The sequence below is a fragment of the Brevibacillus sp. JNUCC-41 genome (genome assembly GCF_014844095.1).
Lineage (GTDB): Bacteria > Bacillota > Bacilli > Bacillales > DSM-1321 > Peribacillus > Peribacillus aracenensis.
Map to the genome: position 1 here is coordinate 2,128,796 of NZ_CP062163.1, position 24,436 is coordinate 2,153,231.

The 24,436-nt window shown below is 33.2% G+C and carries 17 protein-coding genes and 1 pseudogene; 13 read left to right on the forward strand and 5 right to left on the reverse strand.

Annotation, left to right across the window (positions count from 1 at the left end):
• Positions 1-45: 45 nt before the first annotated feature.
• The 9 genes from JNUCC41_RS10620 to JNUCC41_RS10660 all read left to right on the forward strand — a co-directional run bounded on the left by JNUCC41_RS10620 (position 46) and on the right by JNUCC41_RS10660 (position 10,751).
• A complete protein-coding gene (locus JNUCC41_RS10620) occupies positions 46-588 on the forward strand; it encodes a hypothetical protein (protein WP_192207548.1) in 543 nt (180 codons plus the stop codon).
• Between the two features lie 389 nt (positions 589-977).
• Entirely contained in the window at positions 978-1,154 is a 177-nt protein-coding gene (locus tag JNUCC41_RS10625) for a hypothetical protein (protein WP_192207549.1), read from the forward strand.
• A 504-nt stretch (positions 1,155-1,658) separates the two neighbouring features.
• Positions 1,659-2,846, forward strand: coding sequence for a DUF262 domain-containing protein (locus JNUCC41_RS10630; protein ID WP_192207550.1), 1,188 nt, complete (start codon positions 1,659-1,661; stop codon positions 2,844-2,846).
• Positions 2,836-3,969 (forward strand): AAA family ATPase, encoded by a 1,134-nt coding sequence (locus tag JNUCC41_RS10635; protein ID WP_192207551.1) that lies wholly within the window; start codon positions 2,836-2,838, stop codon positions 3,967-3,969. The genes JNUCC41_RS10630 and JNUCC41_RS10635 overlap by 11 nt, the downstream gene beginning before the upstream one ends.
• The gene (locus JNUCC41_RS10640; RefSeq protein WP_192207552.1) at positions 3,966-4,868 is read left to right on the forward strand and encodes a hypothetical protein; all 903 of its coding nucleotides are present in this window, start codon (positions 3,966-3,968) and stop codon (positions 4,866-4,868) included. Before JNUCC41_RS10635 ends, JNUCC41_RS10640 begins: the two co-directional genes overlap by 4 nt.
• A gap of 449 nt (positions 4,869-5,317) precedes the next feature.
• A complete protein-coding gene (locus tag JNUCC41_RS10645; RefSeq protein ID WP_228467595.1) occupies positions 5,318-7,723 on the forward strand; it encodes an HsdM family class I SAM-dependent methyltransferase in 2,406 nt (801 codons plus the stop codon).
• 2 nt (positions 7,724-7,725) lie between these two features.
• The gene (locus tag JNUCC41_RS10650; RefSeq protein ID WP_192207553.1) at positions 7,726-8,454 is read left to right on the forward strand and encodes a restriction endonuclease subunit S domain-containing protein; all 729 of its coding nucleotides are present in this window, start codon (positions 7,726-7,728) and stop codon (positions 8,452-8,454) included.
• A gap of 333 nt (positions 8,455-8,787) precedes the next feature.
• Positions 8,788-9,537, forward strand: a complete 750-nt coding sequence (locus JNUCC41_RS10655) for a spr1630 family ClpXP-sensitive toxin (protein WP_192207554.1) — start codon at positions 8,788-8,790, stop codon at positions 9,535-9,537.
• Between the two features lie 32 nt (positions 9,538-9,569).
• Positions 9,570-10,751, forward strand: coding sequence for a spr1629 family repressor/antitoxin (locus JNUCC41_RS10660; RefSeq protein ID WP_192207555.1), 1,182 nt, complete (start codon positions 9,570-9,572; stop codon positions 10,749-10,751).
• Positions 10,752-11,071: 320 nt separating this feature from the next.
• Here the strand turns inward: JNUCC41_RS10660 and JNUCC41_RS10665 are convergent, their stop codons facing one another.
• The 4 genes from JNUCC41_RS10665 to JNUCC41_RS10680 form a co-directional block, all read right to left on the reverse strand.
• Complete coding sequence (locus JNUCC41_RS10665; protein ID WP_192207556.1) at positions 11,072-11,320, reverse strand: hypothetical protein; 249 nt, start codon at positions 11,318-11,320, stop codon at positions 11,072-11,074.
• Between the two features lie 409 nt (positions 11,321-11,729).
• Complete coding sequence (locus JNUCC41_RS10670) at positions 11,730-13,613, reverse strand: pLS20_p028 family conjugation system transmembrane protein (RefSeq protein WP_192207557.1); 1,884 nt, start codon at positions 13,611-13,613, stop codon at positions 11,730-11,732.
• A gap of 76 nt (positions 13,614-13,689) precedes the next feature.
• The gene (locus JNUCC41_RS10675; protein ID WP_192207558.1) at positions 13,690-14,151 is read right to left on the reverse strand and encodes a hypothetical protein; all 462 of its coding nucleotides are present in this window, start codon (positions 14,149-14,151) and stop codon (positions 13,690-13,692) included.
• Positions 14,152-14,178: 27 nt separating this feature from the next.
• Positions 14,179-14,358, reverse strand: coding sequence for a hypothetical protein (locus JNUCC41_RS10680; protein ID WP_192207559.1), 180 nt, complete (start codon positions 14,356-14,358; stop codon positions 14,179-14,181).
• A 716-nt stretch (positions 14,359-15,074) separates the two neighbouring features.
• On the opposite strand from JNUCC41_RS10680, the gene JNUCC41_RS10685 reads away from it, so the two are divergent.
• Positions 15,075-15,782, forward strand: coding sequence for an SH3 domain-containing protein (locus JNUCC41_RS10685; RefSeq protein ID WP_192207560.1), 708 nt, complete (start codon positions 15,075-15,077; stop codon positions 15,780-15,782).
• Positions 15,783-18,448: 2,666 nt separating this feature from the next.
• On the opposite strand, the pseudogene JNUCC41_RS10690 reads toward JNUCC41_RS10685, so the two are convergent.
• A pseudogene (locus JNUCC41_RS10690) lies at positions 18,449-19,587 on the reverse strand (FtsW/RodA/SpoVE family cell cycle protein).
• Between the two features lie 742 nt (positions 19,588-20,329).
• Between JNUCC41_RS10690 and JNUCC41_RS10695 the strand changes: the two are divergent.
• From JNUCC41_RS10695 to JNUCC41_RS10705, 3 genes are all read left to right on the forward strand, one after another.
• Positions 20,330-20,569 carry a hypothetical protein gene (locus JNUCC41_RS10695; protein ID WP_101225802.1) on the forward strand — a complete coding sequence of 80 codons (240 nt, stop codon included), beginning with the start codon at positions 20,330-20,332 and terminating at the stop codon, positions 20,567-20,569.
• A gap of 116 nt (positions 20,570-20,685) precedes the next feature.
• Complete coding sequence (locus tag JNUCC41_RS10700; protein WP_228467596.1) at positions 20,686-22,878, forward strand: transglycosylase domain-containing protein; 2,193 nt, start codon at positions 20,686-20,688, stop codon at positions 22,876-22,878.
• A gap of 1,168 nt (positions 22,879-24,046) precedes the next feature.
• Positions 24,047-24,382 carry a hypothetical protein gene (locus tag JNUCC41_RS10705; RefSeq protein WP_192207562.1) on the forward strand — a complete coding sequence of 112 codons (336 nt, stop codon included), beginning with the start codon at positions 24,047-24,049 and terminating at the stop codon, positions 24,380-24,382.
• Positions 24,383-24,436 lie beyond the last annotated feature (54 nt).

Genomic DNA, 24,436 nt, shown 5'->3' on the forward strand with positions numbered 1-24,436 from the left:
AACTGTTTTTCTTCTTTTTTATTTAAAATGACAAGGGGGAAACTAATGAATAAGTATAAAGAAGATAATTATAAAACAGTTAGGATTAACCCAAAGGAATATCGTTTTCTAAAAGACTGGGCATATTTTAGTGAATCTACAATTATAGATAGAATTTCGTTTCTAATTAATAACTACAAAAAAGATCTTTTATTAGAAAAAGAGAACACAGTAAAATCAATATACTTTCTCAACAAAGAACATAAGGATAAATTTATGGCATATCTAATGACTTTTCCTTTCTGTTCGTATGAAAATAATTATTTACTAGCTTTTTACACTAACGCAGCAGCAAATATTCCCACTAAAGAAATTATAGAACCTATGAGTTGGACAGGGGAATGGAATAAGGAAAAAACCATGTTCACTCAAAGTGAAAAATTTTTAGCAATGGAAAAAGAAGAGCAACAATATGTTGATTTTGCTATGACTCTCTATGATCATCCAGATCCAGCTAACATCATCAAAAAGCTTGCTGATATAGAACCAGCCAATTTACCTTTAGCACAAGCAATGATTAGACTTAGATTAAATGGGCTTGGAATGTAAAAGGAAATGGGTTTATAGGAAAAGGGTTGCAAAAGACGACGTAAGGAGTTGTCTTTGATTCTTACAGCATCGAGATATCATTGCTTTGTAAAACCAATAGTCAAACGTTTTCGAAAGGTACGGTTGTCGACATGTGCCACTTACTTCGTTGGGTCCTGGGTAAGGGGGAATGGGGGAGTTCTTCCTATTCATTCAAAAATTCTGAGATCGATGGTTTGATAACTCTTTTTTATCGGATCTGACTTTTCTTTTTATTGTTTGGCTTCCCCCTCCCAAAAGTAAAATACGTACACTTAGGTACCTGAAATTGTAAGTATTACGGCAGGGTGGAAGTAGTCATAATTGTGGCCTTGCTGTAATCTCAAACCATATAAAAAGGAGATGCAATCATGGTTAAACAAGTGGTAAACTTGACAAATAAAGAGGGCTTGGAGCTGCTGAAGAAAATAAAAGATCATTCAGAGAAAAAAAGATATCCAGGAGCAGTGACAAAGACAAAAAAAATAGAGCATGATGATCCGACTCCCCCCTTTAAAGGGAAGCAACAAAAAGTACCTGAACAATGAACGCACCCCAATTGTTAGACACCATCTAACAATCGGAGGTGCTATTTTTTATGACAAAATAAAGACGTGCTAAGAGTGCAGGACAGTTAGGCCAATGATCCACTACTTCCAAGTGGTCTGACTGTACGGTAAAATGTAGGATTTTGTACAACCTTGGACGCTGTCCCGGATTTTTATTTTATATTTTTGTGTTACAGAAAAAAACTAACTACTAATTTAGTTGTACTTTTGGATACGTTGTAAAAAGTCCAGAACTGCCGAAAAAGACTTGTTGGTAGACTATTTCACTGAATTTGAGTCTCTAAAAAAAGCACATTTATTACTTATAATTAAGAAGCTATAATTTTAACAGTAGTAGGTAAGAATAAATTGCTAACTGGATGGTTCCCAAAAATTCTTATTAAGACTTATATATTTTGGTTACAGTTATTTATATGTATTGTTTTTGGTATAATATTACTCATATAAAGGTTTGAATAATACATTCTATGAGAGGTGGATTTTGTGAATATAAATAATGAATTAGAATTTGAATGGGAAAATGAATCTCAGTTCGAGGAAGAGGAAGAAGATGTTAATGATGAGGATAATGATAAATCCGAAGAAAAACCATTTGATCCTGATAGGATTCGTGTTGATGTAAAGCCTATTTCTGTCCATCAAATGTTTCAGATGATCGAAACAAATGATGGAGGTCAAATTAATCTAAATCCCGACTTTCAAAGAAGAAAGGTATGGAAAGAACGGAAAAGAAAATCGTTATTAATAGAATCACTAATGTTGAGAATACCTATACCAGTCTTTTATGTTTATGAAGATGAGGAAACAGTTTGGCATGTCGTAGACGGTCTTCAAAGAATGAGTACAATGTATGAATTTATGAAGGGAGAATTTGCACTTACTGGGCTGCAATACCTTACAAATAACAATGGCAAGAAATTCTCAGAACTTGATCAAAAATATAAGAATCGTATAAATACAACAACTTTAACCATAAATGTAATTGATTCATTAACTCCTCCGCAGGTTAAATACGATATTTTCAGAAGAATAAATACTGGTGGCGTTCCTTTAAATTCTCAAGAAATCCGTAATTCAACTGCTAATAAAACTACACGTGACTTTTTTAAAGAGTTAGTATCCCTCGAATCATTTCAATTAGCTACAAATTCAATGAATGATTTAAGAATGCAAGCCCAAGAGTTAATATTACGATTTATTGCATTTTATTTAAAATATAATTTTGAAACTGGAGAAATTTTATATAAAAAAGGTATGGATAGCTTTTTAGATAAAACATACGAAGCTGTTAATAAATTATCGTTTACGGATCTTGACAAAATCAAAAAAAAATTTGATAACGCTATGAAAAATTCTTATCTTTTATTTGATAAATATGCGTTTCGAAGAATTACATACAAAGAATTAAATAATAACAATGAGCCAAAATTGAAACCGATCAATAAATCCCTATTTACTTGTACAAGTATAATATTAGCCTATTATGAATATGAAGAAATTAAAAATTTAAATATCAGGGATGACATGATAAGAAAATTAGCAGCAGAAATGTATAAAAATAAGAATTTCGAAGAATCATTTTCAAAAGGAACAGGTGATTTATCAAGAATCAAAACACAATTTACATTAACGAAAAAAATTGTTAGAGAGGTAATTGAAAATGCTAAGTAAAATACTTATAAATAATTTTAAATGTTTTCAAAACCATGAAATTTCTTTTAAACCGCTAACTATTTTAGTTGGAGGGAATGGGGTAGGTAAATCAAGCGTAATACAATCATTATTGTTATCTAAACAATCTCTACAAAAAATTCAAACAGCTGAAGATGGATTGAGGGGTACAAATTTTGAAATTGAATTAAAGGGACCTTACTTGTTAAATTTGGGGTTTCCGAAAAATGTAATTTCCAGTGATGCAGATTCAAAACAAATAAGCTTTTCTCTTATAAATGATTTAAATGAACAAACAAAATTCGATTTTACTTTCCCTGAAAATTATGGAGAGCATCTATTACAAGGACATGTTTCAAAAGTTGATAACTCTTCATCTATACCTTTACAGAAGGGTTTTAGTTACTTGAATGCAGAAAGATTAGGACCAAGAGTAGGTTTACCATTAGGACCAAACTCTGAATGGAATATCGGGTACAAAGGAGAGTATTCTTCACACATACTATTTCGTGCTGATACTTCGAATAGGAGAGTTCATGATTTACTCAAAATTTTGGGGGATTCCAGTCGATTTTCCAGACAAGTAGAGGCATGGTTACAAGAAATAGTGCCTGATTTACAACTTGACTACAAACTTATTGAGGACGCTAGTTTAGCCTCCATTAAATTCAAAAGCAACTCATTAGATACAGATTTCTTTCCAGCTCCTAATACGGGATTTGGAATTAGTTATACTTTGCCGATAATTATTGCTGGCTTAATTCAATCTTCCGAGGAAAATAGCACTTTGATAATTGAAAATCCTGAAGCACATCTTCATCCTTATGGGCAATCTAGAATTGGCAAGTTTCTCGCTAGAGTTTCAATGACAGGGGTACAAGTCATTGTGGAAACACATAGTGAGCATGTAATTAACGGAGCAAGGATAGAAATGGCCAAATTAGAGAAAAATGAAGATATGAAGGTCAATTTTTTTAATACTATAAACAATAGTATTCAAATACAAGAATTACATATTAACAAAGTTGGAGAATTATCTGATTGGCCTACTGGATTTTTTGATCAGGAACAATGCGACTTAAAAGAATTATTCCAAATGAAAAGGATCAGTAACCAAGAATGAATATTTCAATGATACTAAAAAATGATTCTTTTGTGCATACGGCTAATTTAAATAGTAATCCACTTTATGATCTTTTGATTGATCTTCAAGAGACTAAAGAAATACTCATTAACTTAGGTGATAAAACTTATAGAAATGATAGGTTGTATATGGCGCAATTTTCTTCGGGTGTTGAATTATATAAAATTCTTTTTGATAAGGAGCATCAAAAAGAAGCTGGTATTACTGGTGAAGAAGTAAAAATGTTGAACAAAGTAATTGAACAAAATTCAAGCATTGAAAATGATGAGTACGATAAAATCGTTAACGACATAATACAAAAGCAGGTTAATGAACCTTATGCTTTACTGTGCTTTTATTTAACAAACACGCTACCTTATCATGCAAATACACCCAATACTCTGCTAAATGTCAGAAGAGAACTTTTGCTACTAACAAATGATCTTCAAGATTTCGTTACTGCATGTCCTTTTTGTTTTCCTAACCTACAATTTCATCCTGATCTGGTAAATACTTTAAGGGGTTTGAGTGCTCCCTTTAAGAAATATAAGTTCGAAATTATACGGCATCTTGCAGCTATTAATGATATATTTCATCCTTTATATAAAGAAAATCAGAACGGGGGAATTAACGAAAATTTAAAGGTCTTAAAAGCAGAAGGAGAGTTGAGTTGCTCTTTAGAAGGAAATGCAGAATCAGCTAGAAAACGGCTTACTTTTCAATTTAAGAATAATTTGGATATAGACGAAGAAGTGGTATGCGAGCCTCATACAAAATTAGAAGGAACTAATCAGCCGGGGGACACGGAGTACAGGTATGATAGGATCTATTTTCATGGGGGAAAAGAAAACATTGCTAATGGTAAAACACTTATTGCACATATAGGTGGTCACCTATAAAGATAGATCTACTAGAAATGGAATTTTTATAGGATTTAATGCTTCAGTAGCTATTGAAGTATAAATGAAGTTCAGTTCTTATATCAAGATATTTAGAAGTTGAAAATCAAAATTGATTACTTGTTTAAAGGGAAGGAAATTATAATTGATTTATATGGATATTAAATAGTAAGATAGAAAGGTCTTGATTAAAAAACCAAGATCCTTTCTTTATTTTAAAAGTCAACTAATTAAAGAGTTGATGGAAAAGACACTTCCTATTTAACAGGAAGTTTTTTTGTGAATTGATATTTTTTAGCATTAATAAAATTTTTTATTAGAAAAATTCACAAACAATATTAAAGGAAGAATTAAAAATTGTTTACTTTTAAATTTCTTATTTTTTAACTATAAAATTTACCTTTGCAGAAAATTAAATTATTTCTACTTAAGGGAAAGGAAAATGAGCTATGCCTCTTACAGAAAAGGATTTAACTTGGTATATACAAAAAATAGAACAAATAGATCCGGAAGAAAAGGTCGTTAAGATTGAGGGTGAATTAATAAAATATTCTAATTTATTGCGTTCTGATGAAAGCTCATCAAAGTCTCTAAATCCGGAAGAAATGGTTCACGCTTTGGCAATAGCACTCCTAAGTAGTGAAAAGTATAAATATGATGTCAATTATTTATATCATGAGCAATACTTTGCACATGGTAGTTCAGGTTCTTTATCCGATGAAGTTGATTTAATGATATCAGATGAAGATGGTCTTCCTTATGCGTTATGGGAATTTAAAGCGGCAGATAAATACATTGGGCAACAAGAAAGAACAATACAATATCAATTATTTGGAACTGCCCCGCTAACGAAAGGCCCTAAGCTTCTAGTATATGCAACTATTCTACCTAATGGAAATGAACCTAAATTGACGCTTAAATGCATCGATTATACAAAATATAAATCATATGAAAGTTGGGTTGATGCAGGAAGACCGTATTCAGATGAATTTCCTGTTGATTATCAAGATATTGACTACAAACCATATGTGAATTCTGGAGAGAAAGATTTAAAACTAGATTGTACTCAAGCCGATTTTAGAGCAGTCGCCTCGAGTTTCCATAATGAATTTTTCGGTGAGCATCCTGATAATTCCTTGTTTGTTAACTTGGTTAAATGTCTGTTAGCAAAAATTTATGATGAACGAACTACTAAAAAGGGAGAAGAATATAGCTTTCAGGTTTTGTATAAAAATGGAAAAGCTCTAAATGCTGATAGAGTCTTTGAAGGTGTTAATGAACTTTATAAAAAAGCTTACTTAAGATATATCGATCCAAATAGTACTCAAGCAGACGAAATAGACCCCAAAGAGTTTTCGAAGGAAAAGGTTAAGTCAGTGGTAATGTCCTTAGAAGTAATGTCTCTCACTAGAGGGGCTGCACTACATGGGGATATTATTGGTGCTTTTTTTGAAGAAATACTAAGAGTTGGATTTAAACAAGATAAAGGAATGTATTTTACGCATTCAAATATCGTTAAGTTTATGATAGAAGCAATCGGTTTAGAGTCCCTAACTAAAGAAATTTGGCAAAAAGCTACTCATCCAGAAAATAGGTTGCCTTATATAATTGACCCATCATGCGGGTCAGGCACATTTTTACTTCATTCTATGCACGCCGTAACACAAGCGATAAAGAAAAATGAGGAAGAACTTGTCGATGATGATGATTCAAAACAGTTTTATAATGCCCGTATGTCAAATACAACACCAAATTATTGGGCAGAAAATTTCATTTATGGATTTGATCCGAAGTTCATTATGGCTATTACTGCAAAAGTAAATATGGTTTTGCATGGTGATGGTGCAGCACATGTTCTTAAAGAAGATGCCTTTAATTCTCTTTCAAAGTATTCTGATACAAAATTAAGAATTGCCGGTGAAAAGATTAGAAGTATTGACAAGTTAAACTACGAAATGGATATTTGCGAGACTTTTGATGTGATTTTGTCAAACCCGCCGTTTGGGGTAACATTATCAAATGAAGTAACAAGGGCTTTATCAAAAACTTTTTTACTTCCTCAAACTTTGCCTAGTGAAGCCCTTTTTATAGAAAGATGTTTCCAGTTATTAAAACCCAACGGAAGATTAGGGCTTGTACTTCCTGAGTCAATTTTTAATGCAATTGATTTAATGCCGGTAAGAATCTTCCTTTATAGAATGTTTGAAATTAAAAGTATTGTTGCGCTACCAAGAAATGTTTTTATTGACACTCCTACTTTAACTAGTCTCTTATTTGCAAGGAAAAAAACTGGTGCTGAAATATTGAGTTGGGATAAAGAATGGAAGAAATATAATGAGTTTGCATACGAAAAGGTTAATCAAGCTAAGTCTTATCTTACTAAAAATGCTATAAAATCTTTTTCTAGTCCCGAAAAGTTACAAGAAGCAATTTTAACCGAAATCAAACCAATAATTCCTGAAAATGAATGGATAATTAAGAAAGGTAAGAATGCAGAGATTATCCCTTTATTATATCAAGGCAGTGATGTTTCTTTCGAAAATATAGTAAATCACTATAAAGCAATATTTAAATCTTCAGGCATGTCTAAGTATATTGTTCGATATGTTTTTCAAGAAACAGTTAAAAAATTTAATTATGAGTATCCAACCTTCAATGTAGAGGAAGTTGGATATAAACTAAGTAAAAGAAAAGAAAAGAATAAACCGAATCAATTGTCTCTATTTAGAGGAGTACAAACTGGAGAAGAAATAAGTAACTTACATTTATGTGCTGAAGATTATGAAGTTGTTATTGATAAGGAAAACCCTAAAACAGTTTTAGATTATATATCTAAAGAAGTGAGTTGGAGCTAACTATGTTCGAGAAACAAAAATTTCCTTTTTATAATAAAGCTAGCTTAATGAAAATTGCCTCTTCTCACTCACTACGTTGTGACTCTAAGCAATTCGAAGAGCGCTTTGAGAAGCTTGATAATTTACTCAACAAAAATGAAACATTTTATCTTGGAGAACTTTTACCGGATCCTTTGATTAAAGGTTCTCAGCCTGTCTATATAGAAGGTACTGAAGGGGTGCCCGTAATTAACACTTTGTCGATTCAAAACATGGAAATTAATACTAAGGATTGCAGATATATTTCTGATGAGGATTACACCGTGGTATCAGAAAATAGAAAACTTATATTAAATGATGTTCTGCTTACAATGGATGGAGGTACTTCGATAGGAAAAGCAGCTCTTTTTAACAAAGAAGGAGATTTTACTGTAGATAGCCATGTTGCTATATTGAGACCGAAAGGAATATCCCCAAAGGCACTTGTTTATTTATTAGCATCTCCGATAGGACAATTACAATTTCAAAGAGCTGAGTCAGGTGCAAGTGGACAAACGTCTGTAATCGAAGAGGATTTAAGAAGATTTAAATTCCCCAAAAGTTTATTAGATAAAATTGGTGATATTGTAGAAGAACTTGATAAGAAAAATAACAAAATAAAACGAATAAAAATAAAACTACAGCACCAAGAGAAGAAAATATGGGAAGATTTTTCATTTAAAGCATTAGGTATTGAGGAAACAGAAAATTGAGGATAAACTGGTGACAACCTTTACGGAAATGATATCAGTATTAACCTCTACTTATAAAAACCCTTACATGTTTTGAACACAGAACATCGGGCCCTCAACTTGTTGAGGGTCTTTTTTATCATATAAAAATGCTATTAACCACCTCAATTCTTTTGAAACTTTTCAGCAATAGGGAACATATAGATTAGTTTGTCATTATTTCTTTTAGATATTTTTCAACATCTATTTATCTAAGGAAAATGGGAAATTATCTTCCATTTATTACATATTTTATTTAAGATATAGTGTAAAATTAACTAAAACTTTTATTTTATAATGAGATGGGGTAATCATATGGAAAACTTTAAATTTTCAGATGAACTTAACTTAAAATTAGTAAGAGGAATTGAAAAGGGCTACAGCAGTTATGCAGAAGAAAGAAGAGCAAAAAGAAAAGAAATGAAAATTAGCTCTGCGTACGCTTGGGTTAAAGGAAATCATATAGATCATCATGTTGCTGAAGAGCTTGAGGAAATCGAAATAGACTTTATAAAATCAAAAGCAGGCTATACTTGGGGTTATTTACAATTTAATGATTCCAAAGAAAAAAATTTATTTTTGATAAAGAATGCTAATGTTATCAAAAATAAGTTAGGAAGACATTCCTTAGATACGCAAAATTCTGATCATTATATTGTTAAACTAACACATGTAAATACGAACGTTGATTTCAAATATTTAAAAAAAGAAGAGCAAGGGGCATTAGAGTTTCTCGATCTCTCACCGGTTATTAAATCCATTGATGACTTAGAGGTGGAAGAACTAAAAATGAAATTCAATAAATTTTACATTCTAACTTACTCAATAGATGATGAGAACCGCATGTTGTCTGACATTAGTCTGTGGATGCCTGAGTTTCAAGGAGATAGCAAAGTAGAATTATATAAAGTTGATTCTTTGAATGATTATTTAGGTAATAGTGGTATTTCTGTTAATGAAGAAGCAATTAAAGAGCTTCAAGATATACCTGAGGAAGAGTTTTCGGGTAATGCTGAGCAATTTGGGTATACTGTTATTGATGGATTAAAGGAAAATGAAGAATAAGATAGATTTTTCATCAGAAAGAGGGGTGTATTATGTTTGTTGGGAAGAAATTAACAGACATTCGATTACTCCATGGATATTCAAGAAATGAGTTGGCTCAGATATTAGAGGTAAGTGAACAGTCAGTTTGGCAATATGAGAATAACTATAATGGACCTAAACTTGAAATTGCAAACAAACTAAAAAATATTTTTAACGTTAAAACTAAGTATTTTTACAACGAAAAAGAATTCAAATCAAATATTGAAGCTGATTTAGTTGCTTATAGATCTAAAGAAATAAATAGTACTGTAACAACGAAGTATGAGGCAGTTCATTTAGAGTTTATAGAGGGTCTTTTAAATATATTTGAAAAATATATTGTCTATCCCGAGAATAAGCTTTTATCCATGAGAGAATATAGCATTAATTATATTATTGAAAATAACGAATCTTTAAGTAGGAATGAACTAATAAACCATCTTGCTATATTTGCGCGAGAACAACTGGGATTAGGAAAGAATAATCAAAAACTTTTATTTTCATTGGAAAAAAACGGTGCTTTTGTTTTTGAAAAGTCACTAGGTAAAAACATAGATGCCTATAGTACTTGGAGTGAAAAACATAACCCAATAATCATGTTGGGTAATTTTAAAAAATCAGCTGTCAGAAGAAATTTCGATTTAGCTCATGAACTTGGACATTTACTGCTACATTATAAAGTCAATTTAAGTGAACTTAATAAACAAGAGTATAATCAAATTGAAAACGAAGCACACACTTTTGCATCCTGCCTTTTGCTTCCTGAACAAGAATTTCTTGAAGATTTGGGGGGAATAAAGAAATTATCGAATCCAAATGAATATGTTGAATTAAAAGAAAAGTGGTCTGTATCAATAGCTGCAATGGGGCATCGGGCACATAGCTTAAATAAAATGAATTATGATCAATATAGATACTTCAATGCTTCACTAAACCGACTGAATTACAATCGAAATGAACCACTGGATAAGACAATAAAAATAATTAAACCAGGTAAGGTTAGAAGTTTACTTCAGTTCTTATTTGAAAAAAAGTTAATTTCTTTAAATCAGTTAACGGATTATACTTATTATAATGAAGAATTAATTGCTAAAATTTTAGGACTAGATGTAGATTTTTTAAACCATTATTTAGAAAACAAACAAACATATTTTGATGTCAGTCAGATTAGCGAGAAACGAAATATAAAGTAATATTTTCATTTTGAATATCAGCTATCTTGAGGACACATAAACAACTCGCCAGGTGAGTTGTTTATATGTCCTATTTCTATTACTTATTTTTAGTGCAAGCTTCAAGCCATAAGGTGAAAAATGAGTAATCCATTTGTAGTTATTAGAAGTAGATAAGATAACTAATATTAATTCAATGTATATTCAAAGATAAAGACGACAGTCAAGTTGGTGAGCTCACCTTAGGTACCAAAAAATCCCAGGATACTTTTTTGGTAAAGAAAATTTAATACACCTTTTAAAAGATACTTTAAGAAAAAAGTAAATAACTTTACATTAGTTTATTCCTCCATCAAATCACTCAATAGTATTTCTAAACGATTAACAGCTTCTGTCATTAATTCCATAACCAAAATGTTTTTTGAAATAATCATTTCCATTCGCATGTCTTTTTCATTTTGTTCTTTTTCATATGCTACCTTTTCAATGACTGCTTTTAATAGTTCTTGTCTCGAAATTGTTTTTTTCTTTGCCATTTCATCAAATTTTTTTACTGCGATTGGGTCTATGTTTCTTAAAAATATATCCATGGTTTATCTCTCCTTTTGGACGAAACCAAAAATTAGTTTAAAGGGATATAGAGTTAGTAAGAGCATAAGGAAAAACTGATATCACCTAGGGTGATATACTAGGCGAAGCCTAGTGTTTTATATGATATCGTTAATTTCTTTCAGGTGGGCTGACGTGGGTCTCCTGATTGGTAAAGATGGGCTGACGTGGGATACCTGAACTTTCTCAGGTGGGCTGATGTGGGTCTTAAATGAAAATTAAAAAACAGTTATTTAGTGATATCTCTAAATGTTAATCAATGTCCCCTTTAAGTCCCCTTTTTTAGAAGTAATGTCCCCGTTGTGTCCCCCTACAAAACTATCAATGTCCCCTTCACGTCTCCCACTTTTATTGATTGAGAGAAGGGACCTTCTCTTTTTTTAAACTTTTTTATTGATCTTTTCGACGAAACTTAGCGATGTTGTTTCTTAAACTTTCGCCTGTATTTTGACCAATTTGATAGGTGCGTTTAACCGTTTTTACTGATTGATCGTTTCGCACATTATCAGAAATTATGCTTCCAACATGACGAGTTTCTCGATCAGTTCTTTTTTCTTGTAGTGATGTTTCCATATTAGGTTCTTCTTGCATTTCAGAGGAAACCGAATGATAATTTGATTGTGAAAATGAAGGTGATGAAGGACTGGCACTGTCATAGTCACCTGACATTTTCTCATTCTTTTGTAAATCGTCATTGTTCATTTGGTTTGGCGAACCAGACGAAATGGAGTGTGGACTATTTACAGCTGCACTCTGTTTTCCATTATTGGAGGCACCATTCAAATCCATTTGATCATGCAACCCTATTACTTTCCCTATTCCTTTGTGTCCTTCTTCTTGTTTTTGCTGAGCCATTTCTTGTTCAATTGAGGAAGCAACTTCTTGCGTTCCAGTTTCAATTTCTCTAGAACCCTTCGAACCATTTGGACTTTGTTTTTCTTGATTTTGATCTTGTGCCTTTAAATCTGCAGAATGACCACTTTCAGAACCATACGAAGTCTGTTCTGTGGATTGGTCCTGTCCTTTTGATCTAAGGCCTTGTGCCATTCCTGCAACTCCTGCAATACCACTTACACCCTTCAATGCGGCTGATTTACCTTCACTTGATAATCCTTTCAAAGTATTTGCAGTACCCTTTGTTGTACCCGTTACGCCTTTTGCAACAGTATAACCACCGGCCACGGCACCCCAGCTAGATTTCAGTCCTGCATCAATACCAAATAACCGTTCAACGATATTGGGACCGTCAATTACAGCAAGAGAGAAAGCAAATAATGCAATTAAATAGGCGACACCATCCAATTTATCAGTAATAAACTCTGTACCAATCAGATAGATTTTCATTGATAGGAAAATCATAATTGTCACTAGAAAAGTATTTAGGATACTTTGAAGGATTTGCTTTGTCTTTTGCCCTGAATGAATATCAGCAGGGGCTATAATGATTGCTAATACGTAGTTGAATGTTAATTCAAAGAAAAGTTTTGCTAACTTAATAGCAATTGTCAGCATAGTGAATGCTGTAATAGCTAATGTTATGGCGATTGTCCAAAAGTTCCAATCCCAACGGTAATACTTTTCTTTAAACGCAGTGAACCAACCATCATCTAATTCAACTTTCTTTGGATTACCTAAATCGTCATACTCTAAACGATTAGAAAAAACCCCAAGTCCTATTTCAGACATTTCTTTAGCTTCCCCTGCGGGATCAAAATCCTTATCAATCGCTTGTGTAATATTAATTTTTAAAATTCGATCTTTTGGAACTCGGTTTGGATGTTTAAGTTCAGTTGTTCTCCAACCCGTTGTATCAAATTGAGCAAGATCAGTCATATTGTCTTTAATAACTTTTTGACTAATTGAACCTTCTTCAACAACATCAAGAGCATCGATAGCTTTATCTGTGAATTGGTTTGCTTTTTCCATACCTTCTTGTATCAAAGCGAAAAAAAACATTATCATAAACACATTCACTATCACGGCTTCGCGATCCAACTTTTTTTGAAAAATGAGCTGATATCCTGTATAGAGAAGCGAAAACCCCATCAATATCGCAGAAAGAGGAATAAGGAATTCTACAAAACTTGTAATTTCAACACTGTCATAAAACATTTTTAATCCCAGGATTGAATCTGTTATGTTTGATAGGGAATCAACAAGCCATGCCAAACCTTTTATAATGACCCACCCGATCAAACGCAGCATGTACGAGATCGGATTGGTCATTTCGAGAAAGTCAGAAAATTCTTCAAGTATCCTTTCTACTTCATCCATGGAACCCCTCCTAGTTAACTCATAATCCCTAATATATCAATGGTTAACCGCACTATTGTGGTTAACCTTATTTGGATTAATCATGCTTCATATTTTGAACAAATTTTTCAACTTCGCTAGAAAAATCATCTTCTAAAATATCCGTAAAATCCAATTCCTCTTTCATTTCACCCTCTTGATAAAAGGCAAAGGTTCCTGAATTTTGCTCAAGAGTACGTTTTGAAGTATCCTGTTCGTAAAGTTCTGAAGTAGGCAGTTCTTTTGCATCAAACACATAAAAATCAATCTTTTCAGCCTCGGCAACACGTTCAATTTCGCTTAACTGCAATTGATCGCTTTCTTTATCAGAATCAGAATCAAATGCTGATTTCACATATAAAAACCCTGTTTTTTTATCATCCATAAATGCTTTAACTTCCTTCAAATCGAGTTCAGTTGCTTTTCCAATCCTTCCTTTCACACCATCACTCTCACAAGCTGATATAACCAATACAAGCAATAAAACAAGACAGCCACTAAAAACCTTTTTTAAACTCATTTACAAAACTCCTTTGTATTAATTGATCTATATAAAAACTGCACCTTTCACAGTTTTTTTCGGAGACACAAATCCGTATAAAATCATGCCTGGATCACCATCAATCGTGAAGGCTTCAGTTAAAACACCATCTTTTTCTTCAAATTTATTTATGTGTTTCTTTAATAACGCAGCTTGAATTGGATTTAAGGTTTTTCTCACTTTCATGATAATCTCTCCTTCTACAAGGTTTAGAATGATTTAATAATGCTCTCTCTGTAAGGGGGGGGGCTTGAATTTTTTTCATATCGTCACCTTCCAGGGTTGCTAACTTTTTTGCTAACCAAATTTTTATTTTTCATTCCAACGTATACAATCTCCATTCTTAAAACCAAAGTTGATACAAAGGTTTTGCCAACCCATAAAAGAGCAAAAAAACACCTCTTAGATGGGCGGCATGATGTAATCATTGCTTAAATCCCTTGAAAAATATAGGGGTTTAACGAGGATTTAGAAATGGATGCTCACCTAACATGTAAATATTTTTAAAGTGAAGGTCTTCCATCAGTTTATTGAACTGCTGGGAGGCTTTTTCTTTCATGTAGTCAGTCGTATAAGCATAGAAGTTTATTGTTGTTTGAATATCTGTATGTCCTAATCGTTGTTGAATTTCTATCAACCCCACCCATGCTTGGCACGGGGCAAGGCGCCAAGACCGACCAGATGTAACACAAACAATGGATAAGGATAGCTAGGAGATAGCGGCTATGCAAGAGAAGGAAGGTAATCGAATAGATGATCTAAACGTATATGGAAGTAGAAGAAAGGAAAAGGAAATCTTATCGGTATCGCTAACAACTTCTGGATAGGCTAAACTTATCTAGACAGAAAATTTAAGGTCAGGTAGACTACAGATACAACTAGTTATAGAAAAGAGGTCCGATATGCGACGTGATATACAACCGAATGAACGAGCTTTCTCTTCCAAGGAAGTGGCAGAAGAAGTGGGGATTGCAACTCCCACTGTTCGAAAGTATGGTCAAATCTTAGAACGGAATGGATATGAGTTTTTGAAAGATGGAGATCGACGTATCTTTGTTCAATCTGACATCGGAGTGCTTATAGCGCTACGCGATACGGACAAGCCCCTAGACGATACAGCTAAAGACCTTGTATTTCAACAAAAAGAAAGATTAGAAGGCTCCAATGAAACAGAGATAGCGATACCCGATACATATGAAAATTTACCCCACGACCCCAATCAATTAAAAGAGGTCTTAATGTTTTTAGTCAATGAACTCGCAGCCACACGTGAAATGAATGTCCAACTGACAAACGATATGTCAGAGCTTAAAACAAAGGTTTCCCGGCTCCAGCAAGATCATCATGTTATAAGTTCTAGTATTGGAAATTCAGCGCAAAGAACTAATACTAAAATTGAACAATTAACTGAACAACAAAATATCCATTACGAAACATTGCTGCAACAAGAAAAACAAAAAAGTGAAATCTTACAAAAAGAAATACAAAATATGCGGGACGAACAGAAAAAAGACTGGAGTTCACAAAATGAATTTAATAAACGTTTAGAAGAAGCTATACAAAAACGTTCAGAAAAATGGTGGGGGCTTTTCTCCATATTCAGAAAATAAGGTGACTGTCATGTTTTTTTTGCCTAACTGATTAATGATTTGTGGAAGCAAATTATTGATGTAGAAACATTTGATAAATCTTTTTTATATATATAAGGATGGATAAAAGCATAGTGACATATATGATTCGCGTAGCTGAAACTCAGAATTAAGAAAGAGCATTTCAACTTTACAGGATTTGGTGCCTACTATGTAAGAGCTCGGCGATACCAATGTTTCGCAAGTTCTACCAAAGGCAAACAGAGGCTCAATTGAAATTCATTGGAGATTTGTTTAAGCGATATGCATCTAAAACAAAATACACAATTTGAGGCAAGCAAAAAAGGCATGTTTGATAAAATGGGAGTTGAGGCGGTTGAAAACTTGCATCCAAAAAAAAGAGTCATCCTTAATAGAGTTGCTCCAGACAGTGTTGATCGGTTCCTTTTTTGTGTGTTTCGTATCGCTGGGCGATATAACTTGCAAATAAATTCAAAACCTTTTGGTTTAATAGAAAAGCTACGTTCGATATGCAAAAACATGATATACATCCGAATAAACGAGTATTCTCTTCTAAGGTAGTGGAAGAAGAAATGGGGATGCAACACCCACTGTCAAAAGTATGGTCAAAACTTAGAACGAAACGGATATGGGTTTTTAAGATGGTGATTGCCTATCTTTATTCAATCCGACATCGAAGCGGTCATAGCGTTACGCGATACGGACAAGCCCCTAACTTGTGTACCTACAAAAAGATAGATTAGAAGAAACTAATGAAACAGAGATAACGATACCCGATACATATGATAATTTAACCCATAATCCCAAACAATTAAAAGAGATTTTAATTGTTTTAACCAATGAACTCGTAGCTACGCGTAAAATGAACATCCACTGACAAACGATATGTCTCAGCTTAAAACAACGGTTTCCAGCTCCAGAAAGATCCATGTCCTTAATAGTGTTCCTCAAGAAAGGGGCTGATCGGTTCTTTTGTGTGTTTCGTATCGCTGGGCGATATAACATACAAATAAATCCACAGAACCTTCATCTTTAATAGAAAGGGAGGTCCAATATACGATAGGATATATCCGAATGAATGAGCAGCCTTTTCCAAGGTAGTGGAAGAAGAAATTGGGATGCAACACCCACTGTCAAAAGTATGGTCAAAACTTAGAACGAAACGGATATGGGTTTTTAAGATGGCGATTGGCATATCTTCGTTCAATCCGACATCGAAACGCTTATAGCGTTACGCGATACGGGCAACCCTCTAAACGATAGAGCTAAAGACTCTTGTATCAAGAAATAGAAAGATTAGAAGGAACCAATGAAACAGCGATAGCGATACCCGATACATATGACAATATATTTAACCCATGTTCTCATTCAATTAAAAGGGATCTTAATGTTTTTAACCAATGAACTCGCAGCTACGCGTGAAATGAACCTCTAACTGACAAACGATATGTCACAGCATAAATCTGAACAACAAAAAACATTAGGCAACCAAATCAAAAGAAGAAATTCCTTTGTTCCAACTATTCGGAATCACCATTTTCAAGTTTAAACAATTTCCCGAGAAATATCTACAAATTCTGAGTAGATATCGACAAAATTAGGCTTTTAAAAGAGACAGCGATACCCGATATATATGACAATATATTTAACCCATGTTCTCAAAAGAGATCTTATTGTTATTAACCAATGACCTCGCAGCTACGCGTGAAATGAACCTCTAACTGGCAACCGATATGTCACAGCTTAAAACTGAACAACAAAAAACCCATTACGAAACATTACTGCAATAAGAAAAAGGTTTCATTACCTTTTTTTAATCTCCTTTAAGATCCTCAGTTGTTAATTTTCGTTAATAACTATCTAAACCTAAGGCAACCAAATCAAAAGAAGAAATTGCTTTGGTCCAACTATTCGGGATCACCATTTTCAAATTTCAACAATTTCCCGAGAAATATCTACAAATTCTGAGTAGATATCGACAAAATTAGAAGCTTCTAAAGGGAGAAGTGTTTTTGTTGATAAGAAAGTAGAATTACTTTAGAACTCAAACTCTACCGGGTGTTTTTTAATTAAAAGAAATAAACTCTTCTAAGGAAAGAGTTTTTATAATTATGCTAAAGGTGATAAAACACATGTGTAGTCTTCCTTCGCTGGAATAATAACTGAACTTTTATTATTATTACTGATATGGGGCAAAGGGTCCTCACATATTTAAATCAGATGCAAAAAAGTTTATAACCGCATTTTCACCACGAATATATGGAACTATATATTATTATTTTTTCTTTTTCGATACTAAACGTACCGAAAGTTTGCAATCAAAATGGTTTAATGTGATTTTTCTTCTGTTTTCAAATATTTTGAGTGAAAGGGGAAAAAATAAGACTCCAGAGTTCGCTGGCGTAGAGCATGTCAGCAATCATACCTTACCGAAAACGTTTGGCTATTGGTTTTACAAGGTCATGAAGACTATTGCCATGTTGCAACGAATCCTTCATCATTCGCACCCATCAGTTACCCTATGCTATATTGGGATTACAGAAGAAGAAACCCACAATGTATTAAAGTCATTTAGTGTCTTTAATAATTCATAACAAATAAATGGCCTCTTTTTAGTAGGTTTCTTTTGATAACTTCACTTTTGAAAAAATTATTGTTATTTCAAATTAGCCAAACATAAATGCTCTTTTTCGATAGCTTATTGAAAAAATTAATCCTATTGCTAACATATTCCCCATTAATGAGCTGCCTCCGTAACTTATAAAAGGTAAGGGTATCCCTGTTATAGGTAGTAAACCTATGTTCATTCCAATATTCTCGAAAATATGGAAAAAAATCATTGAAACCACACCTACACATAGGTAAGATTCAAAACTATTTTTGACATCTAACGCTAACTTCACCATGCCCGAAATAAGGAAGAAATAAATTGTTATTAAAATACTAGATCCTAGGAAACCATATTTAGAAGCAATAACGCTAAATATAAAATCTGTGTGTGCTTCAGGAACGTATACCCCGCTTCCTTTATAACCAGAAACTCCACCTGATCCTATGGCAAGCAAGGCTTTGATTAAGTTAAAACCCTCTCCTGATTTATAAGACTCTGGATCAATCCAAGCATAAATCCTTCCTAATTGAAATATTTTTATCCCCATTAAACGGAGAATTTCAGGGTGAAGAAAAACTAAGTACAAAATACCACTCACAATTGATCCTCCAATAATAAAAATACCACCAATTATTCTCCATGATATGCCTGAAACAAATAATATCCCTATAAAAATACACATTAATACTAAAGATGTACCTAAATCTGGTTGTTTCATAATTAAAAGTATTGGAAGAAGTGTTGCAGCCCCCATTTTAATTAATAGAAAAAAATCCGTTTTCAAAGTTTTGTCTCATATTTATTATGATGTTTTTGTATTAAGTAACTTAAACAAATTATTAAAGATATTTTAGTAAACTCAGCTGGCTGAAGAGACCCAATCCCAGGAATTTGAAACCAACTTTTGGCTCCATTTATTTCTCGTGCTATTGACTCAGGCGACAAAATTAATGCAATTAATAGAAATAAACTAAGCGAGTAAAAAAACCAATTCAAGCGAAATATTTGTTCAGAATCCAAATACATAACTCCTAAAATCATACCGAAACCTATAAACTACCAAGTTACTTGTCTAAATAAAAAATTCCCTTCGTATTGACCAAATTCTTGAGCAGTGTGAATAGCTATACAACTAGTTATAAATAGCAAAAGTAAAAGTGTAACTAGGTTGTAATCAAACTTTGAATTTTTCATATTTTTCCCCTTGTAAAATATTTACTCATGTTATAATTCAACTCTGTTTTACTAAAAATGTAAATTCGTTAATTCCATAAGACGGGTTGAAAATCCAGCTCTCTTTTAAGTCGCTCTTGAGAAATATTATTCAGCTAAGAAAAGTAAAAAAAAATCCATACTTGAAAAGCTTCAAGGATGGATTCAGACAAACACCAAGATCCTTAGGGTGTCTCTTGGATGCCCTATAGATAGGTAAGTTATCCAGGTTATTACGTAAAACGAACATAAAATATAGAAAAAGAGAATGTGCTTGAACGGGAGCAAAAGTCGAAGATCCAGCTGCCATAATTGGTGGCTTTTTTTATTGACTAAGGTGCAGATTTGGACTTTATATAGAGGGGGGAATCGAGGATTAAATATTTTGCCCCCTTAATACTAAGGTTCAATTCGAATTAATATAAATGGACTTAAAAAAATGAAATTTTCTATACACGCTTTGATATATATCTTTTTAGGCTGTATCTATGGTATTCATGAAATATATATTGATGGTACACAAAGGTATTTTTCAAAAATAAGGAATGCTATCCATCATTTATCAACATGGGTATTTGTTTTATGTATAACGTCTTTGAAAGACAAAGCTGGTCGATAATTGCATTCTTATTTAGTTCATAAATTTAAGACTATTCGCTTCAAATAAGTAGACGTGTTTCCCTACTTAAGACAATCAGAAGTTGTTCTCGAAAGGGGGATCTAATTGAAGAAATTTATTGTTTGTTATACCTTGGATAATGATATTAAACGAGAAAAAATAATAAAAGGGCCAGATGTAAAGAAGGAAGACGTTCTAAAAGATGTATTAGATAAGATAGTACGAAGTAATTACTTTATTGCAAAAACCGACCAAGGAGAGTATAGGATAAATTCTTCCTTAATACGTTATATACAGGTTTTGAATGAAATGCATTGTTTTAAATACCATACTGATCATCAATGACTAGTGAGTAAATAAAAGGTTATTTGCATAGTTTTCTTCAATTTTGTTGAGTAACTTGAATATGGGAGAGAAGATTAATGTCAGAAACGTATCGTTCTCGTCAGGAACGAAAACAAGTGGAAAAAACAAAACAAGATCGAAAAAAAGGTAAAAACTCCCCTAAAAGAAGGTCTTTCTTGAAAAAAGTTTTACTTTGGTGTTCATTATTAGGTGTTGTTTCAATTGGAATAGGGGTAGTTACGGTTGCAGCAATGATTAAGGATGCACCCAAAATAGATGCTTCAAAACTGGTCGATCCGCTTTCTACCAAATTATACGATAAAAACGGGAATTTCATTTACGAATATGGTAAAGAAAAGCGGACAAAAATTAAGTATTCTCAAGTTCCAAAAATGTTGGAACATGCTTTCATCGCCACGGAGGATGCACATTTTTATGAACACAATGGCATTGATATAAAAGGAACTTCTAGAGCAATCTTCAAGAACCTAAAAGGGGATTTCGGATCTCAAGGCGGAAGTACGATTACGCAGCAGGTCATTAAAAACTCCTTTTTGTCACCTCAGAAAACAATAAAGCGAAAGGTACAGGAATGGAGCTTGGCCTATCAGCTTGAGCAAAAGTATTCCAAACATCAAATCTTAATGATGTATTTAAATAAGATCTACCTTGGAGACGGGGCATATGGTGTAGCAGCTGCCGCCAAAAATTACTACGGAATTGATGCCGATCATCTAAATAAATTAACGCTTCCGGAGGCCGCTATGCTGGCGGGGCTCCCACAGAGTCCAAGTTATTACGATCCCACTGAACCCGAACATGTGAAAGCTGCAACAAATCGTCGTAATATTGTTTTAGAAGCTATGTATAAACAAGGGTATATTACGAAAAAGCAATTGGAGGATGCAAAGAAGGTTCCAGTTACAGCAGGACTTGTTCCAAAAACGAAACAGCAAGGAATGCCGTACGAGGCGTTTTTGGATGCTGTTGTAAAAGAAGTTGAAAGAAAGCTGAAAAATGTAGATATCAGTTCGGATGGATTATCTATTTATACGACGCTAGATCCAAAAGCTCAGACCTTTGCGGACAAAATAATGAACACCGATACGATTATTTCTTATCCAAATGACAATTTTCAAGGAGCCTTCGTATTTTCAGATACAAAAACAGGAGAAGTTCGAGCTATTGGAAGCGGTCGAAACCAATATAAAGCTTCCTTCCGAGGCAACAACTTTGCGGTTGATATTAAACGTCAACCAGGATCTACTTTCAAGCCAGTCTTTGATTATGGTCCGGCTATTGAAAATTCAAAATGGTCTACAGCACACCAAATTAATGATCATGAGATAACCTACTCAAATGGTCAGTCTATTTCTAACTGGGATCATCAATATCACGGAATGATGTCGATTAGAACAGCACTTCAATGGTCATACAATATTCCAGCACTTCTTACCCTTCAAGATGTGGGGATGGATAAAGCACAAAATTTTGCAGAAAATCTGGGAATTACTTTTAAAAATAATAAGGTGTACGAATCATATGCGATTGGAAGTAATACGGTTAATCCATTAGAGTTGGCAGGGGCATATAGTGCTTTTGGAAATAACGGTGAATACAATACACCACATTTTGTTCGTAAAGTTGTCTATCCTGAGGGCAGAGTTGTTAATTTAACTCCAAAACCAAAACGTGCTATGCATGATTACACAGCTTATTTGGTGACGGATATGTTACGGACAGTTGTAAAATCTGGTACAGGAAAAACAGCAAATGTCCTTGGACTAGATGTGGCTGGAAAAACTGGCACAACCAATTTTGACAGTAAAACCAGAGCACAATATGGATATCCATCCGGTTCGGTAAATGATAGTTGGTTCGCTGGTTATACACCGCAATACACTATGGCGGTCTGGACTGGATATACTAAAAATGGTCCAGGTAATTATATGGATGGAAATACAACTAAAATCTCGCACCAAATGTTTAAGGCCATGCTGGGAGCGTTTGGAACAGACAAAAGTAGCTTCCAACAGCCTAGTGATGTATACCGGGTGAATAATGAACTGTTCATTAAAGGTGGAGAAGCTCCACCAGTTACAAAAAAGAATAAAAAACATAAACAAAAGGAAGAGAAGCATAAACAACAAGAGGAAACGAAACATAAACAAAAGGAAGAGAAGCATAAACAACAAGAGGAAAAGAAACACAAACAAAAGGAAGAGAAGCATAAACAACAAGAGGAAAAGAAACACAAGCAAAAGGAAGAGAAGCATAAACAACAAGAGGAAAAGAAACACACACAATAAAGTTTTTTAGGATGGGATTGCATTGGTTCCATCCTTTTTTATGATACACGTAAGAGAATGTGAAGGTTTATACTTAAACTATAGGGTGCGTTAGTTGAAGATTGATCGGAGCTGTCTTTAAGGCAGCTTTTTCTTTATGCAACTAACGGGGAAGGATAATAAGGGGATGAAAAAATTACCGAAATATACCTTTTTTTATGTTGGAATCTAAGAAACATAACTTTTCAAAGGGGCTTATTGTGCGAAAGACAATTATTATTGTTTCTTATTTATTATTCCTTGTTCCTCTAATGTTCATTGTGAATTTTCTGTTTGATATTGTTACACTTGAAAAGATCCAAGGATTTCCTATATTTTTTCCTTTAGTATTTTGTCCTATTGGTCTTTTCTTCGCTTCAAAAAGCACATAAAATGCAAAAGGATTTTTTGACACTTTGTGCTATCATTTTAAATTCGGTCTTATTAATATTTCCTTCAGTAATATGATTTTAGGAACAGTTAGATAATACTGATAACCTTTCTTCAATTAAGTGGTGCTTTACTTCAATAAGAGAGTTGCTTTGGCAGCTCCTTTTCTTATGGAACTATTGGGGCAGTTTAGTTGAAGAACAAACTGGGGTTTTTTATTTGTTTTACTAGTTTGGAGAGTAGCCTATAATTGTTTTTATATAAGAAGTAGTTAGAAAGAGGTTTATATGTTTCAAAATTTTTTTGAGAGAACGTTTATTTTAATATTACATATAGTAAAATTGTTAATTATATTAGTATTGTGCTGTGCTGGTATTATTATAGGTGCTGTAATATTAGGTATTATGGGAATTGATGTACCTAATATACAACTAATCTTAGATATAGCATCAGTACCTTTTATGTTTTTCGACCATAAAATTGTCGAAAGAATAATAAGCATAATCTGCTTTTTTCTTTCTTTTTTAATATATTTTCAATTAAGAAAGATGAAGAAATAATGCAATGTTAAGCTAACGAGTTAAACATTTTTCTTGTTCAACTAAAGGGTGCGTTAGCTGAAAATCGGAGCTGTCTTTAAGGCAGCTCTTTCTTTATGCAACTAACGGGGCAGTTGAGTAACAAATTTTTAAAGAAACATAGTTTTAGGTGTGGTAAAATATGTTATTAATACAAGCTCGAACCATTAGGAGGTTTTTAAATGAAATGGAAATTAGTTTTGACCATAGGGTTTGCTGGTGCTTTAGCTTTATCAATCGGTTTTGCGAAGGACCTACAAAGTACAAAGGTATTTGCACAAACTGGACAGTCAAAAGTAAAGGTTGAACAAACTGCCACTAATAACGGAGATCAATACAGAGTTATATCAGTAGAAGAGCAAAATCGTAGAGAAGGTAATGTAGCTGAAGGAAAAAATGTTACCACAATTATTTCAGTAGAAGAGCAAAATATGGTGGAAAATAGTTCAGCTCAACAAGGGTTTGTTCCACAAGAAAATGGGACAGGTTTCTATTTCGAAAAAGAAAATAAAAATTAAGTTTAGTTGTTAAACTAACAGGTGCGTTAGATGAAGATCGGAGCTGCCTTTAAG